The sequence below is a fragment of the Amycolatopsis bullii genome (assembly GCF_014654205.1).
Taxonomy (GTDB): domain Bacteria; phylum Actinomycetota; class Actinomycetes; order Mycobacteriales; family Pseudonocardiaceae; genus Amycolatopsis; species Amycolatopsis plumensis.
Genome location: NZ_BNAW01000005.1, coordinates 262,576 through 277,165, shown reverse-complemented (window position 1 = coordinate 277,165; position 14,590 = coordinate 262,576). Strand labels below are relative to the sequence as shown.

Sequence of the window (14,590 nt, the reverse complement as noted above, 5' to 3'; positions counted from 1 at the left end):
TGGTCCGGCCCGGTGAGCGGCGGAGGCAGGATTACTCGAAATCTCCTCTCAGGTTTTCATCGTGACGAGCCCTTCCGGTGGAAATAAGGTCAGCGAGCTGGAGGGAAGTCCCACCATGGCGAATCCGGTTGACATGATCGATTCGGGCGGCGACGCATTCCGGGTGGTACAGCCGGAGGGCGTCCTCCGGCTGCTGCACGGACTGTTCCATCTGCGCAGTGACCGACTGAAGGCCGGTGACCGCGGCGCGACGATCATCGAGGTCGCGCAGGTCCTCAGCGACTCGAGTCATGACGGTCGGGTGGTCAGCCGGTGCAACGACGGCGACCGCTGGTCAGTCACCGTTTCGGCTACAGGTGCCGCGCGGCCGGACGGAACTCGAACGGAGGTCCGGTGATCGACGATGATCCGGATGCAGTGCCCTTCGGCGAGTCCGCAGTGCAAGCGCTCGTCACCCGCTATGGCGAGACCGCGTTGGTGTCGAGATCAAGGGCACGGTCCGGCAAACCTGGCTGATCCCGCGCGAAGGGCAGTGCGAGATCACGCTGATGATCCAGATCGGCGCCCGCCAGCACCGCTTCCGCGCGCTGCTCATGCGCACCCACCGGGCATGGCTCACCGGGAAGCAGGGAAACCGGGACCTGAAACGTTCGCCACGTGCCGAGGCAGTCAGTCAATACGCGATCGACCTTGCACCCTGATCGACCTCCCGCCTGAGCCGCTGCGCAAACTGACACCCGATCAGCTGCGAGTCGTCTTCGGCCGGGACGGTATGCGCAAACGCATGATCGCGCTGTTCGGCTACCTGCGCGAAGAGGTGATGCCCCGGACGACGATCACCACCGTGGGCGCCGGCCTAGGCGATCCACTCAAGCGGGCACGCGAAGCCAAGCCAGACGTCCTCAAAGACCATGACCTGGTCGTACTGGTCGAGACCTGGCCAGTCAGACCTCGACGCCGCAGCCAAGCTTGGCCACGACCTCAAGAACGAGGCCTGGGTCGCAGTATCACGGGCAAAAGTCGCGGCGCTGGGCCTCAGCCCAGACGACTTCAGACACTGAGTCCACACCCACTCTCATCCCGCGAGCAATCCGGGGTGCTGTCGCCGACATGGTGCCGATGTGGACCGGCGCCTCAGCTCGGGCTGGGGTGTCGTTCGCCGAGCAGGTCGAGCAACGCCGTGGTGGCCGCGCCCGGGCGCCGCGCCGAAGCCGTGGCCACGGCGAGCCGCCACCGCAGTTCCTGGTCCGCGACCTGGACGGTGTCGAGGCCGGTCAGGTCGGGCACCAGCCGCTCGCCGAGGAACCCGATGCCCAGTCCGGCCCGGATGAAGTCGGCGACGGTGCCTACGTCGGGCACCTCGAGGGTCACCTCCCGCTGCACGCCCGCTGCGGCGAACGCCTGGTCGGCGATGGTGCGGTTGGTGAAGCCGGGCGGGGAGTCGATGAACGGGAACTCGGCCAGCCGCGCCAGTGACGCGCGGCCCTCTCCGGCCAGCGGATGCGAGCTGGGGACGTAGACGACCATGGGAGCCGAGGCCAGCAGCCGCGTGTCGAGGTCGGCCGGCGGGGGACCGGGCAGGGAGAGGATGGCGACGTCGAGCCGGCCTTCACGCAGGTGCTGAGCCAGGCCCGCCGATCCCTCCATCGCGGTCCGGAGCCGGACGGTGACCCCGGGGTGGCGGGTGCGCAGCTCGGCCAGCAGTCCGGGCATGCCGACGAAGTCGACCGAGATCTGGGTGCCGACCATGACCGTGCCGTGCACCGTGCCTTGGGTCCGGTGGACGGCGTCCTTGGCCGCGCGGGCCGCGTTGAGGGTCTCCCGCGCCCGGGGCAGCAGGGCGTGTCCGGCCGCTGTCAGGGTGACGGCCTGCGGGCTTCGGGTGAACAGCGCCGATCCGAGCTCACGTTCCAGTGCCTTGATCGTCGCCGACACCCCTGACTGCACGACGTGCAGCGTTCTGGCCGCCGGGGTGAAGCCGCCGGTGTCGGCGACCGCGACGAAGTACTCGAGATGACGGAGTTCCACGCCGCATTATCACTGATCGTGCTGGCATTCATCACCAAGCATCGTTGGACATGATGACTCGCCTGCCGTGAAGGTGGAAGGGCAAAGACCCGCGAGTCGTGACGAGGAGACCGGCGTGACTGTCGAGGAAACCAAGGAATTCCCCTGGCGCTACACCGAACTACCCGACCGGGCCCGGCAGGCGATCAAGCACTTCGTGCCGCCGGACGCCCTGCTGGCCGAGCGCCTTGAGCGCTACGCCGACGTGCGGCCGCGGCCGGCGGACCACGACGGGGACACCGAGGTACTCGACGGCCGGGTGTTCACGCACCGCTTCGTGGACGCCCCGGGTGACCAGGAAACAGTGCGGTGGCACTACGTGGAGACCGGCACCGGCGAGCCTGTGGTGTTCCTGCACGGCATGCCCGACTCGTGGTTCATGTGGCACCACCAGATGGCCGCGCTGTCGGACTCGTACCGCTGCATCGCGGTGGACCTCAAGGGCTACGGGCAATCCGGGAAGGATCGGGGCGACTACAGCCAAGCCGGTGCCGCCGCGCAACTCGTCACATTGCTCGACACGATCGGAGTGGACCGGTTCGTCCTGGTCACGCACGACCGGGGAACCGTGCAGGGCGACCACATCGCGGCCGCCCACCCCGCGCGGATCCGCCACTACGTGCGCGGCGAAGGGCACCTGTACCACTACCACCCCGACCTCGCCCCGCACGACGAACTGCTCGCCGAAGCCCCGTGGTCCGGGTTGCTGGAGGACCCGAACCGGTTCGTCGTCTGGGCCTACACCATGATCGGCGAATTGCCGGTGGCCGACGACGACATGCGCCGCGTCATCCAGGAGTTCTCCTATCCCGGCATCACCCGGGCGGTCCCGCGCTACAGCATGGCCTCCACGTTCCGCAAGGAGTGGATCCAGCGGTGTAGCGAGCTGATCCCCCGCTGGCGCTCGCCGGTGACCATCATCCAGGGCCGGGACTCCCGGACCCAGCCCCGCGAGTTCTTCACCGACGCCGCCGAACGCATCCCCCATGCGGCCCGCGTCGAAGTCCGCTACGTCGACGGCGGGCACTTCTGGCCGCTGGAGAACCCCGGGCAGAGCAGCACGGTCCTGCGCGAGGTCCTCGGTGCCGAGCAGGCGCCGGAACACTGACCGAAGGACGAGCGTGGATCTCATGCTCGAGGGCCGGACCCAGGCCGCGGTGCAGGACCCCACCGCTCGCCGGCCGGGGGCGGGTCAGAGATGGGGAGGCCTCGATACCGCAGCGGCGGCGCTTTAATCCTGGCCTCAGGTTGACCGGGGAGGATGAGCGGCAAAAGCGTCGACGGGAAGGGGCGGGCCGGCGTGCGGATCATGATCGCGGATGACGAGGCCGCCATCCGTGAGTCGCTGGAGCGGGTGCTCCAGGTCGAGGGTTACGACACCAGCACCGTCGCCAACGGTTTCGCCGTGCTCGACGGGGTCGATGCCGACGCGCCGGATCTGCTCATCCTCGACGTGATGATGCCCAGCCTCGGCCGGGTTGGAGACTTGCCGGCGGTGCGGGCGGCCGGCCGGGATCTGCCGGTGCTGATGCTGACCGCCCGGGATCAGGTCGCCGACCGGGTCGCGGGGCTGGACGCGGGCGCCGTGCCCGGCCAGCCGCTTGAGGTAGGCGGGGATGCGGTTGGCCGGCACGCCGACCAGCCGCGGGCCGAGGACCGCGAGCAGATCACTGGCTTCCGGCGAGGCCCACCCCGCTTCGGTGAAGTCCGGCGGCGCGTCCGGCTCGACGAACTCCCGGAATCGGGAGACTTCCTTGATTTTACCGACTGAGGAGGCAAGCTCTAGTCCGTCGGCCCGCGATAATGCGTAGTTACATGTTTGCGACGACCGAGCCCTGCTGTCGTTGACAAACCATCCGTCTCGGGTCGCTATGTGTTTACTGTGTCACGGCCTGGTTCTTCTTACTTGCATCGCGCCGGATGTGTTTGCCCGTTTGGGCAAACACAGTGATCTAGTGGCTGACCTTTACGAGACGTGCCAGTCGCTGTCACTGATTTCGCTGGTAGCGCAACGGATTCCCAGTACGCTGCCGCAGACGTTACCGTGGCCGCATGCATTCACCGATCACGGGCACGGCGGCCGGCGTGCCGTTCACCGCTCTGCCGCCAGCCGACGACGGCCCGGCGCCGTTGATCGTCACTTGGCACATGCTGGACGCGCCGCGGTCGGACGCTGCGTTCGCTGCCGCGTTGCCGATGAACGGCCTGCCCGCCTGGCGGGTGCACCTGGGATTGCCGATGTGCGGGGCGCGCATGGTCGACGGCAGCATGGACGCGGGTTTGGAGCTTCTCCGCAAGGACGTCCTGATGGCCGCTCTGTACCCCATCCTCGTGCAGGCGACCGAGGAGTTCCCGGCCGCGCTGGAGTCGATCCGTGCGCAGCTGCCGGTCGATGACGGCCCGATCGGCGTGCTCGGTGGCTCGCTGGGTGGGGCCGTCGCGCTGCGGATTCTCGCCGACACCGACATTCCGGTCTTCGCGGGCGCGGTCGTGAACGCCGCCATCCGGATGCGGTCCGTCGTCGGCCTGTTCCCGGGCGACTATCCCTATGACGCCGAGTCCGAGGAGGTCGTCGACAGCCTGGACTTCGTTGCCCGGGCTGGTTCCGTCGCCGGTCGCGCGCCGCTGCTGGTCGTCAGCGGCGAGCTGGATCACCCGTCGCTGCGCGCCGATGCGTTGGACCTCGTCAACGCGGCAGGGGATGGGGCCGAACTGCTGTCGATCCCTCAGCTGGCCCACCCGCTCGCCGACGAGCCCGGCATCGAGCCCGCACCCCAGCTGCCGCCGGCTCGCGAGGTCGACGCCGGTTTGACCACGTGGTTCCGACGCCACCTCGCGGACGCAGGCTAGGCGACTTCGACGACTTGCTTCACTTCGAGCTCGGCAATGCGTTGGATGGATTCGTCTGTCCATTCGGGCACGACGCAGTCCGCGACCGCCTCGGCGTCGCCGACGCGTCGAGGCTACGGCCTCATGACCGGTCTCCTCCAGGCTGTGCCGGGTCGAGGTGGGCGGGGTGGACGGTGGTGCTGAGCAGGCGGCCGAACGCGCCGAAGGTGAAGTGCGTGGTGTCCTGGCCGGTCTGGTCCAAGCCGAACAGCGCTCCGTGCGAGCGCAGGTCGTGGGCGTTGCGGTGATCGGCCACCGTCACCGCGGCGCACGGGATCACCTTCTCCCGCCAGGTGAAGACGTAGATGCCGGGGCGCAGCTGGTAGGCGGTGTTTTCGTCGGTGTCGGCCAGGCCGCGCTCCGGCCCCGCCAGGCACTGCCACGTGTACCACTGCGGGCTGAGGTAGACGTGCTCGTAAGCGTGGTCCTCGCTGTACACCCACAGCGCGCGCCGGCCGATCAGCGCGGTCGTGGGCGCCGGGGCCGGCCCGCTGACCGGCATCCCGTCGATGTGGCCGGGCACGAACACCTGCCGGACGCGGGTCCGGCCCGGCTGCGGCTCGGCGATCGTGGTGATCACCGAAAGGGTGTGCCCGGTGGTGAAGTCGAGGAAGAGGCTGACCGCTTCGTTCGGCTCGTGCGTGTGGTGGAACTGCGCGTAGACGAGTCCTTCGGCGACGTCGAAAGCTTCGTAGTGGTCCGTCCCGGTGGCCGCCGGGAGCGGGTCCGTGTCGCCGGGGGCGTAGTCCCAGCCGACCGTGTCGGCGCCGAAGCGGTGGGTGATCCGGGTGCCCCGGTCGTCGGTGACCACGATTTCGCGGTCGGCCAGCGCGGTCGAAGGCTCCGCCTTGTTGGCGTCGAAGCCGGATTCGAGCCCGTCGAGGGGCAGCCAGTTCGCGGTGTCGGAGAGGTCGGTCACGCGGTTTCCTCCATGGTGTGTCCGGCGGGGGTGGTGGCCGGTTGGCGTTCGAGGTCGGTGTCCAGGGCCTGGTAGACGGCCGGGCGGCGCTGGCGCAGCCATGCGGCGACCACCAGCCCGGCCAGGGCGACGATCAGGAGCAGCCAGGGCAGCTGGGGGACGAGGCCGTTGCTGGAGCCGGCCAGGGTGGGGAAGTTGATGATCGCCAGGGTCACGATGAGCCCGAGGCCCACCGCACCCAGGCCGGGCGCGATCAGCGTCCGGGTGAGCCGGGGGTCGCGGGTGCGGCGGAAGTGGACCAGGATTGCCAGCGCCGCGAGGAGTTGCAGGGCGAGGATGGCGAGCGTGCCGAAGCCGGTCATGCTGGCCGTGAGGTCGGCGACCGGGTCGAGTCCGGCGAGCCGGAACAGCAGCGCCACCACCGAGCCGAAGACCAGCTGGGCGAGGGCGGCGTGCTGGGGGGCGCCGGTGCGGGCGCGGGTGTGGCCCAGCAGCCGCGGCAGGACGCCGACCCGGCCGAGTGCGTAGAGGTAGCGGGTCGCCGAGTTGTGCAGGGCCAGCAGGGCCGCGAACAGGCTGACCACGAGCAGCAGCATCATCACCTTGGTCAGCACGTCGCCGAGGTAGTCCTGCGACACCGAGAACACCAGGTCCCCGGTGGACAGGTGCGCGGTGGCGACGTCCTGGGCCCGTGCCACGCCGATCGCGGTGACCACGGCCCAGGTGGTGAAGGCGGCGAAGACCCCGATGAAGCCGATGGCGATGTAGGTCGCCCGCGGGATCGTCCGCTGGGGGTTCTTCGCTTCTTCGCCGAACAGGGCGGTCGCTTCGAAGCCGATGAAGGCGTTCGCGGCGAACAGCAACGCCAGCCCGCTCGCGCCCTGGAGCATGACGGACGGAGTGAAGACGGCGAAGGAGAAGCCGTGCCGGAAAAGCACGCTGAAGTCCATGACCAGCAGGATGGACACCTCGAGGACCAGGGAGACGCCGAGGACCTTCGCGCTGACGTCGATGCCGCGCCGGCTGAGCAGGAAGACCAGCACGACCGAGACCGCGCTCCACACGATCCAGTCGAGGTCCACGCCGAAGACGTCCTTGAGGACCGTGCCGGTGAAGAAGCCGCTGGTGCCGATGGCGCCGGCGACGAAGCAGTTGTAGCCGAGCATCGCGACGAACCCGGCGACCAGGCCCATGGCCTTGCCCAGGCCCTTGACGACGTAGGCGTAGAAACCGCCCGCGCTGGTCAGGACCTTCGACATCTGGGCGTAGCCGACGGCGAACAGCAGCAGCACGACCGTGGCGAGGACGAACGCGGCGACCATGCCGCCGCCGTTGCCGACGGCGATGCCGATGGCCGCGATCACGACCATCCCGGTCAGCGGCGCCACCGCGGCCAGCACCAGGAACACGATGCCGGGCACACCCAGGACGTTCTCGGCGAGCGAGGTGCTGTCCTGCCCGGGACCCGATCCGCTCATGGCTCCTCCTTGGTTGACAGGACCGTCTTTTGTCCCTGCACGATCGGCTCGGGAGTCAGACCTGCTCGCCGAGCTTGAATTCCGCCTGCCCCGACGTGTATGAGAAGCCGTCCGCGCCGATGGTGACGTCGGCTTCGCGCGGCTCGGCCCGTTCGACGACCGGCTGGACGTGCCCGTCGAGGTCGAGCACGACCGACGCGTCGGTGTACCAGCTCGGCACCACCGGGTTGCCCCACCAGTCGCGGCGCTGGTTGTCGTGGACGTCCCAGGTGATCACCGGGTTGTCCGGGTCGCCGGTGTAGTAGTCGTGCGTGTAGATCTCGATGCGGTGCCCGTCCGGGTCGCGGACGTAGAGGTAGAAAGCGTTCGACACGCCGTGCCGGCCCGGTCCGCGCTCGATCATCCCGGACTTCCGCAGCGCGCCCAGGTGGTCGCAGATGTGCAGGATCTGGTGCCGCTCGTGCGAGGCGAACGCGATGTGGTGCAGCCGCGGGCCGTCGCCGCCGGTCAAGGCCACGTCGTGGACCGTCGGCTTGCGGAACATCCAGGCCGCGTACACCGTGCCCTCGGCGTCCTGGATGTCCTCCGAGACGCGGAAACCCAGGCCCTCGTAGTACTTCCGGGCCGCCGGGACGTCCGGGGTGTCCAGGTTGAAGTGGTCCAGCCGCGACAGTGCGCCGGCGCCGTGGACGTCGTAGCGCTGGGTGAACCGCTCGACGTGCTCGGCCTCGTGGAAGAACTCGACCGGGAACCCGAGCGGGTCGAGCACACGCACCGCCTCGCCGATGCCGCGGGTGGCGCCGGCCGGCCGCCGGGTGACCGGGCAGCCGAGCCCGCGGTAGTACGCCTCGGCCAGCTCGAGGTCGGCCGGGGTCCGCACCCGGTAGGCCAGCACGCCCAGCGCGGGTTCCGGGCCCTTGCGCAGCACCAGCGAGTGGTGCAGGTACTCCTCGAACGCCCTCAGGTACAGCGCGGAGGAGTCTTCGTGGGTGACGACGAGTCCCAGCACGTCGACGTAGAACGCCCGCGACGCGGCCAGGTCCGTGACGACGAGTTCGGCGTACGCGCAGCGGATGACGTCCGGCGGGGTGGCGGTCATGCGGTTTCCTTCCCGGCGCCGAACCGGGCCGTGTGCACCGGCCCGAGTGAGACGTGGATGGCCTGCTGATCGGTGTAGAAGTCGAGGGAGCGGTAGCCGCCTTCGTGGCCGAGGCCGGACGCCTTGACCCCGCCGAACGGCGTCCGCAGGTCGCGGACGTTGTGCGAGTTCAGCCAGACCATCCCGGCTTCGACCGACTGCGCGAAGGTGTGCGCCCGCGTCAGATCGGACGTCCACAGGTACGCGGCCAGGCCGTACTTGACGTCGTTGGCGAGCGCGAGGGCTTCGGCCTCGGTGTCGAACGGCGTCAGGGCGACCACCGGGCCGAAGATTTCCTCCTGGAAGATCCGCGCGGTCGACGGGACGTCGGCGAACACCGTCGGCGCCACGTAGTTCCCGGTGTCCAAACCGGACGGACGGCCGCCGCCGGCGAGCAGCCGGCCTTCGGTCTTGCCCAGCTCGACGTAGCTCATCACCTTGTCGTAGTGCTCGGGGTGCACCAGCGCGCCGACCTCGGTGGCCGGGTCGTGCGGGTCGCCCACGACGATGTTCGCGGCCCGTTCCGCGTATCGCGCGCAGAACTCGTCGTAGATCGACCGTTCGACGAGGATCCGGCTGCCGGCGGTGCAGCGTTCGCCGTTGAGGGAGAACACGCCGAACAGTGTCGAGTCCAGTGCCGCGTCGAGGTCGGCGTCGGCGAAGACGATCGCCGGGGACTTGCCGCCCAGCTCCATCGACATGCCCTTGAGGTGCGCCGCGCAGTTGCGGTAGATCGTCTGCCCGGTCGTGGTCTCGCCGGTGAACGAGATCAGCGGCACGTCCGGGTGCTTGACCAGCGCGTCACCCGCTTCCTCACCGAAGCCGTTGACGAGGTTGAACACGCCGTCCGGCAGCCCCGCCTCGGCGAAGATCCCCGCCCACAGGCTCGCCGAGAGCGGCGTGAACTCGGCCGGCTTGAGCACCACCGTGCAGCCGGAGGCCAGTGCCGGCGCGAGCTTCCAGCTCTCGAGCATGAACGGCGTGTTCCACGGCGTGATCAACCCGGCGACGCCGACCGGCTTGCGGTGCACGTAGTTCACCTGCCGCCCGGGCACCTGGTAGGTGTCGTCGGCCTGGGCGACGACGAGGTCGGCGAAGAACCGGAAGTTCTCCGCCGCGCGCTGCGCCTGGCCGAGCGCCTGGGTGATCGGCAGGCCGGTGTCGAACGTTTCCAGCTCGGCGAGGCGGGCGTCCTGGGCTTCGACGGCGTCGGCGATCTTGTTCAGCACGCGCGCCCGCGCTCGCGGCAGCATCCGCGGCCACGGACCGTCGGTGAACGCCTGACGCGCCGCCGCGACCGCGCGGTCGACGTCCTCGGCCCGGCCCGCGGCGGCGGTCACGTAGGGCGTGTTCGACACCGGGTCGAGGACGTCGAACGTCTTGCCCGAGACGCTGTCGACGAGCTCGCCGCCGATGTAGTGCTTCAGCTCGCCCGGCAGTCCGTCCGGGACGTGGTGGCTCATGGCTTTCCTTCCACGGTGTAGCCGTCGGCCGGCGTGAGGTACTGCGCGCCTTCGGCCATGAGGTCCTTGATCCGGGCGAGGCCGGATTCGGTCGGCGGGATCAGCGGCGGCCGCACGTGCCCGGACGCGATCAGCCCGCGCTGCTCCAGGACCCACTTCCCGGGCGCCGGATTGGTTTCGACGAACAGCAGGTCGACCAGCGGGTGCAGGCCGTAGTGGAGCTCGCGGGCGCGCTCGTGGTCACCGGCCTGCCAGGCCGTGTACATCTCGGCGCACGCGGCCGGGGCGATGTTGGCCGTCGCGCTGACGAACCCGGCGCCGCCGAGGGCCAGCAGCGGCAGGCAGAGCAGCTCGATCCCGGACCACACGACCAGGTCGCGGCCGCACAGGTGCAGCACCCGCGAGAAGTGCTCGAAGTCCTTCGTCGTCTCCTTGATCCCGGCGAAGTTGTCGCACGAGCGGTAGAGCCGCGCGACGGTCTCGGGTGCGAGGTCGACCGCGGTCCGGCTCGGCACGTTGTAGGCGATGATCGGCAGGTCCGGGAACTCGCGGCAGACCGTGCGGTACCAGACGAACAGGGCGTCCTGGGTCGGCCGCGCGTAGTACGGCGTGATGACCAGCGCCGCGTCGATCCCGGCGGCGCGCGCGGCCGCCGTGAGTTCCAGGGTTTCGTCGAGCTTCGCCGAGCCGGTTCCGGGGACGAACGGGACGCGGTCGCCGACCTCGGCGGCCACCGTCCGGATCGCCTCGGCGCGTTCGGCCACCGTCTGGGAGCCGGGCTCGCCGGTGGAACCGCCGATCGAGATGCCGTGCGTGCCCGAAGCCAGCTGCCAGCGCACCAGGTTCTTCAGGCCGTCGTGGTCGACGGCCCCCTCGGCGGTGAACGGCGTCATCAGGGGCGCGATCGACCCGCGGATGGCCCGGGGGTCGGAGCGGAATCGCATGGGTTTCCCTTCGTGCGTCAGTGGCGGCGGTGGGCGAGGTAGGCGTCCAGGGTGGCCAGCCGGTGGGCGCGGACGGCCTGTTCGATCTCCGGGCCCGGCGCGCCGCGTTCGAGCAGGCCGAGGATGGTTTCGTGCTCGGCGACCGACTCGCGGGCGCGGCCGGGCACGAAGCTGAAGGTCGAGCTGCGCAGGCGGCCGAGCCGGTCCCAGCCGCGGCGGACGAGGTCGAGGACCTGCGGGTTGGGACAGGCTTCGAACAGCACGGCGTGGAAGTCGCGGTTGAGGCCGGTGAACTTCGCGGGTTCGAAGTCGCCGAGGCAGCCGGCCAGCTCGGTGTTCAGCGCGCGGGCCTTCGCCAGCGTGCCCGGCGGGAGGACCGGCGCGGCGAGCGCGGCGGCGTAGCCCTCGACCAGGGCGAGGGTCTGCATCGTGTGCTGGTACTCGCTCTCGTCGACCATCGCGACCTGGGCGCCGACGTTGCGCTCGAAGGTCACCAGGCCCTCGGCCTCCAGCAGCCTGATCGCCTCGCGGACCGGCACCACGCTGACGCCGAGCTCCTGGGCGAGCTGGCCGAGGACCAGGCGGTAGCCGGGGGAGAAGGTGCCGTCGGCGATCCGGGCCTTGATCCACTCGTAGGCGATCCGCGACTTGCTCATCGTGGTGCCGTTCACCGGTTCGCGCGCCATGCCGCGTACCTCCCGCGCCAGTGCTCGTCCATCGGGTAGAGGCCTTCGACGCGCTCGCCGTCGGCGACCCGCTCGGCGATGAACGTCTCCTGCAGCTCCTGCTCGATCGCCGCGTCGACGACTTCTTCGACGAGGTCCGGCGGGATGACCAGGACGCCGTCACCGTCGCCGGCGATGACGTCGCCCGGGCGGACCGCGGCGCCACCGCAGGCGATGGCGACGTCGACGTCCCACGGCACGTGCCGCCGGCCGAGCACCGCCGGGTGCGGCCCGGCGTGGTAGGTGGGAATGTCCAAAGCGGACACCGCGGCCAGGTCGCGGACCCCGCCGTCGGTGACGATCCCGGCGGCGCCGCGCACCTGGGCCCGCAGCGCGAGGATGTCGCCGACCGTGCCGGTTCCGCGTTCGCCGCGGGCTTCCATGACGAGGACGTCACCGGGGCCGAGGCTGTCGATCGCCCGCTTCTGCGCGTTGTAGCCGCCGCCGCGGGCGGTGAACAGGTCCTCGCGGTACGGCAGGTACCGCAGGGTCCGCGCGCGACCGGTCAGCCGGGCGCCGGGCCTGGTCGAGGTGAGCCCGTCGATCGACACGGCGTCGTACCCGCGCTTGCGCAGCTGGGCCGACAGGGTGGCGGTGCCGACGGATTCGATCCGCTGCTTCAAGGAGGCCGTCAGCTCGAACTGCGGCTCGGCGGTCCCGTACGCGTCCGCGCGCTGCTGCTCGTCGATGCGGGGGAGAGCACCGAACGGTCCGAAGTGGACAGTCCCCTCGGTGATCGGTGTGACGAGCCGGCCGGTGGTGTGGCCGCCGCCGTCGACCTCCACTTCGACCACGTCGCCGGGGACCGCGACCGACGCTCCCGCGGGCGTCCCGGTCAGGACGACGTCGCCGGGCTCGAGCGTGATCAGCTGCGAGAGGTCGGCGACCAGCCGTCCGAAGCCGAAGAGCAGGTCGGCGGTGGTGTCCTCCTGGACGAGTTCGCCGTTGAGCCAGGTCCGCAGCCGCAGGGCCGCCGGGTCGACGCCGGTTGCGGGCAGGACCGACGGCCCGAGCGGGGTGAAGCCGTCGCCGCCCTTGGCGCGCAGGTTGCTGCCCTTGTCGGCGTACCGCAGGTCGTAGACGCCGAAGTCGTTGGCCGCGGTGACGCCGTCGACGTGCGACCAGCCCTCTTCGGGCGTGACGCGGCGGGCCGTGCGGCCGATGACGAGCGCGATCTCGCCCTCGAAGCCCAGCAGCTCGGTGCCGGCCGGTCGTTCGAGGGCGGTGCCGCTCGCCGCGACGGACGTCGGGGGCTTGAGGAAGTACGACGGCTGCTCCGGTACCCGGCCGCGCTGGGCGGCGCGGGAGCGGTAGTTGAGGTGCAGCGCGATGATCTTGCCGGGCCGCTGCGGGAGAGGCGTCATCGGTGGTCCTGCCTGCCGGTTCGGGACAAAGTATCTCAAATAATATACGATCTACGGTGCGGGGAAACCCCTTCAGCTGCCGTAGTGGAGCCAGACGGACTTGGTTTCGGTGTACGCGTCGAGGGCCCACGGGCCCATCTCGCGGCCCCAGCCGGACGCCTTGTACCCGCCCCACGGCGCCGCCATGTCCGGGATCGGGGGCATGTTGACGAACACCGCGCCGGCCCGGAGGCCGTCCGCGTAGCGCTGCGCCGTGCGGATGTCGCGGGTCCACACCGTGGCGGCCAGGCCGTATTCGGTGTCGTTGGCGCGGGCCAGTGGCTCGTCGCCGTCGTCGTAGGCCGTCACGGCGAGCACCGGGCCGAAGATCTCCTCGCGCATGATCGCCATGTCGTCGCGGACGCCGGCGAACAGCGTCGGGGTGTAGAAGTAGCCGTCGCCGTCGACCGGGTTCCCGCCGGTCACCAGGTCGGCGCCCTGGTCGCGGCCGGTGCTGACCAGGAAGTCGACGTGTTCGCGGTGCTTCTCGGACACGAGCGGCCCGACCTGCGTGGTCTCCTCGGTGCCGGGCCCGAGCCGCAGACCTTCCAGGCCGCGGGCCAGCTTGTCGACAAATTCCTGCTCACGCTTGCGGTCGACGTAGAAGCGCGTGTACGCGGCGCAGACCTGGCCGGTGTTGAGCGTCGCGCCGGCGAGGTTGCCCGCGACGGCGGCGTCGATGTCGGCGTCGGCCGCGATGATGCTCGGGGCCTTTCCGCCGAGTTCGAGGGTGAGCCGCTTGAGGTTGGACGCCGCGCTCGCCGCCGTGATCAGCTTCCCGACCGCCGTGGAACCGGTGTAGGAGACGTGGTCGACGTCCGGGTGCTCGGTCAGGAGAGCGCCGACGGCGCCGTCGCCGGTGACGAGGTTGACCACGCCCGCCGGGATCCCGGCCTCGTGCACCAGCTCGACCAGCCGGATGCTCGTCAGCGGCGTGACCTCGCTGGGCTTGATCACCACGGTGTTGCCGGTGGCCAGCGCGGGGGCGAGCTTCCAGGCGAGGATCATCAGCGGGAAGTTCCACGGCGTGATCAGCGCGTTCACCCCGACCGGCTCGCGGCGGGTGTAGTGCAGCGTGTCCGGGAAGGACACCGGGTTCGTGGTGCCCTGCAGCTTGGTGACCCAGCCGGCGAAGTAGCGGAAGTGCTCCGCCGCACCGGTCACGCTCACCTGCCGGGACACCCCGATCGGCTGGCCCTGGTCCAGGGTTTCCAGCCGGGCCAGCTCCTCGTGGTGCTGCTCGACGAGCTCGGCCAGCCGGAACAGCAGGGCGGCGCGCCGGATCGGCAGCAGGCCGGCCCACCCGGGCGCGGAAAGCGCTCGCCGGGCGGCCGCGACGGCGGCGTCGACGTCGGCCCGTGAAGCCGTGCCGACCTCTTCGAGGATCCCGCCGGTGGCCGGGTCGCGGGTCGGGAGCGCGCCGCCACCGGCCTCGGTCCACTGTCCGTCGATGCAGAGGCGTGTCGCCATCCCGGTGTCCTCCTCGGCCTGGGGTGAACCGAGTATCGGCCGCCGGGCCGCCGCGGGTCTTGTCCGCTCCCGCACGCCCGTTGACCGACCGCGA

General features: G+C 70.3%; 13 protein-coding genes and 2 pseudogenes. 5 read left to right on the top strand and 10 right to left on the bottom strand.

All coding sequences use genetic code 11. The annotated features are described in order from the left end of the window. Positions 1–61: 61 nt before the first annotated feature. Both IE317_RS09695 and IE317_RS09690 read left to right on the top strand, forming a co-directional pair. Positions 62–397, top strand: a complete 336-nt coding sequence (locus IE317_RS09695; RefSeq protein ID WP_229902598.1) for a hypothetical protein — start codon at positions 62–64, stop codon at positions 395–397. Between the two features lie 151 nt (positions 398–548). Next, on the top strand, positions 549–701 hold the full coding sequence (locus IE317_RS09690; protein ID WP_229902597.1) for a hypothetical protein: 153 nt from the start codon (positions 549–551) through the stop codon (positions 699–701). Positions 702–1,134: 433 nt separating this feature from the next. Here the strand turns inward: IE317_RS09690 and IE317_RS09685 are convergent, their stop codons facing one another. Next, positions 1,135–2,028: a LysR family transcriptional regulator gene (locus IE317_RS09685; protein WP_191308358.1), complete on the bottom strand. Its 894-nt coding sequence runs from the start codon at positions 2,026–2,028 to the stop codon at positions 1,135–1,137. A gap of 115 nt (positions 2,029–2,143) precedes the next feature. Between IE317_RS09685 and IE317_RS09680 the strand changes: the two genes are divergently transcribed. Both IE317_RS09680 and IE317_RS09675 read left to right on the top strand, forming a co-directional pair. Further along, positions 2,144–3,175 (top strand): alpha/beta fold hydrolase, encoded by a 1,032-nt coding sequence (locus tag IE317_RS09680; protein WP_191308356.1) that lies wholly within the window; start codon positions 2,144–2,146, stop codon positions 3,173–3,175. Positions 3,176–3,328: 153 nt separating this feature from the next. Continuing rightward, a pseudogene (locus IE317_RS09675) lies at positions 3,329–3,595 on the top strand (response regulator); the annotation flags it as partial. Positions 3,596–3,655: 60 nt separating this feature from the next. On the opposite strand, the pseudogene IE317_RS45565 reads toward IE317_RS09675, so the two are convergent. Then, positions 3,656–3,823: pseudogene (locus tag IE317_RS45565) on the bottom strand (GP88 family protein); the annotation flags it as partial. A 296-nt stretch (positions 3,824–4,119) separates the two neighbouring features. On the opposite strand from IE317_RS45565, the gene IE317_RS09665 reads away from it, so the two are divergent. Next, positions 4,120–4,917, top strand: coding sequence for an alpha/beta hydrolase family protein (locus IE317_RS09665; RefSeq protein WP_191308354.1), 798 nt, complete (start codon positions 4,120–4,122; stop codon positions 4,915–4,917). Between the two features lie 121 nt (positions 4,918–5,038). Here IE317_RS09665 and IE317_RS09660 read toward each other — a convergent pair whose 3' ends face one another. The 8 genes from IE317_RS09660 to IE317_RS09625 all read right to left on the bottom strand — a co-directional run bounded on the left by IE317_RS09660 (position 5,039) and on the right by IE317_RS09625 (position 14,496). Next, entirely contained in the window at positions 5,039–5,875 is an 837-nt protein-coding gene (locus tag IE317_RS09660; RefSeq protein WP_229902596.1) for a molybdenum cofactor biosynthesis F family protein, read from the bottom strand. Next, positions 5,872–7,353 carry an APC family permease gene (locus IE317_RS09655; protein WP_191308351.1) on the bottom strand — a complete coding sequence of 494 codons (1,482 nt, stop codon included), beginning with the start codon at positions 7,351–7,353 and terminating at the stop codon, positions 5,872–5,874. The genes IE317_RS09660 and IE317_RS09655 overlap by 4 nt, the downstream gene beginning before the upstream one ends. Before the next feature lie 55 nt (positions 7,354–7,408). After that, complete coding sequence (gene hpaD, locus IE317_RS09650) at positions 7,409–8,452, bottom strand: 3,4-dihydroxyphenylacetate 2,3-dioxygenase (RefSeq protein ID WP_191308349.1); 1,044 nt, start codon at positions 8,450–8,452, stop codon at positions 7,409–7,411. Then, the gene (gene hpaE, locus IE317_RS09645) at positions 8,449–9,954 is read right to left on the bottom strand and encodes a 5-carboxymethyl-2-hydroxymuconate semialdehyde dehydrogenase (protein ID WP_191308347.1); all 1,506 of its coding nucleotides are present in this window, start codon (positions 9,952–9,954) and stop codon (positions 8,449–8,451) included. Before hpaE ends, hpaD begins: the two co-directional genes overlap by 4 nt. Then, positions 9,951–10,898 carry a 4-hydroxy-tetrahydrodipicolinate synthase gene (gene dapA, locus IE317_RS09640; RefSeq protein ID WP_191308345.1) on the bottom strand — a complete coding sequence of 316 codons (948 nt, stop codon included), beginning with the start codon at positions 10,896–10,898 and terminating at the stop codon, positions 9,951–9,953. Before dapA ends, hpaE begins: the two co-directional genes overlap by 4 nt. A gap of 17 nt (positions 10,899–10,915) precedes the next feature. Next, a complete protein-coding gene (locus IE317_RS09635) occupies positions 10,916–11,584 on the bottom strand; it encodes a GntR family transcriptional regulator (protein ID WP_191308343.1) in 669 nt (222 codons plus the stop codon). Then, positions 11,566–12,987, bottom strand: a complete 1,422-nt coding sequence (locus IE317_RS09630) for a fumarylacetoacetate hydrolase family protein (protein ID WP_191308341.1) — start codon at positions 12,985–12,987, stop codon at positions 11,566–11,568. The genes IE317_RS09635 and IE317_RS09630 overlap by 19 nt, the downstream gene beginning before the upstream one ends. A 72-nt stretch (positions 12,988–13,059) precedes the next feature. Beyond that, positions 13,060–14,496, bottom strand: coding sequence for an aldehyde dehydrogenase family protein (locus IE317_RS09625; RefSeq protein WP_191308339.1), 1,437 nt, complete (start codon positions 14,494–14,496; stop codon positions 13,060–13,062). Between the last annotated feature and the right edge of the window lie 94 nt (positions 14,497–14,590).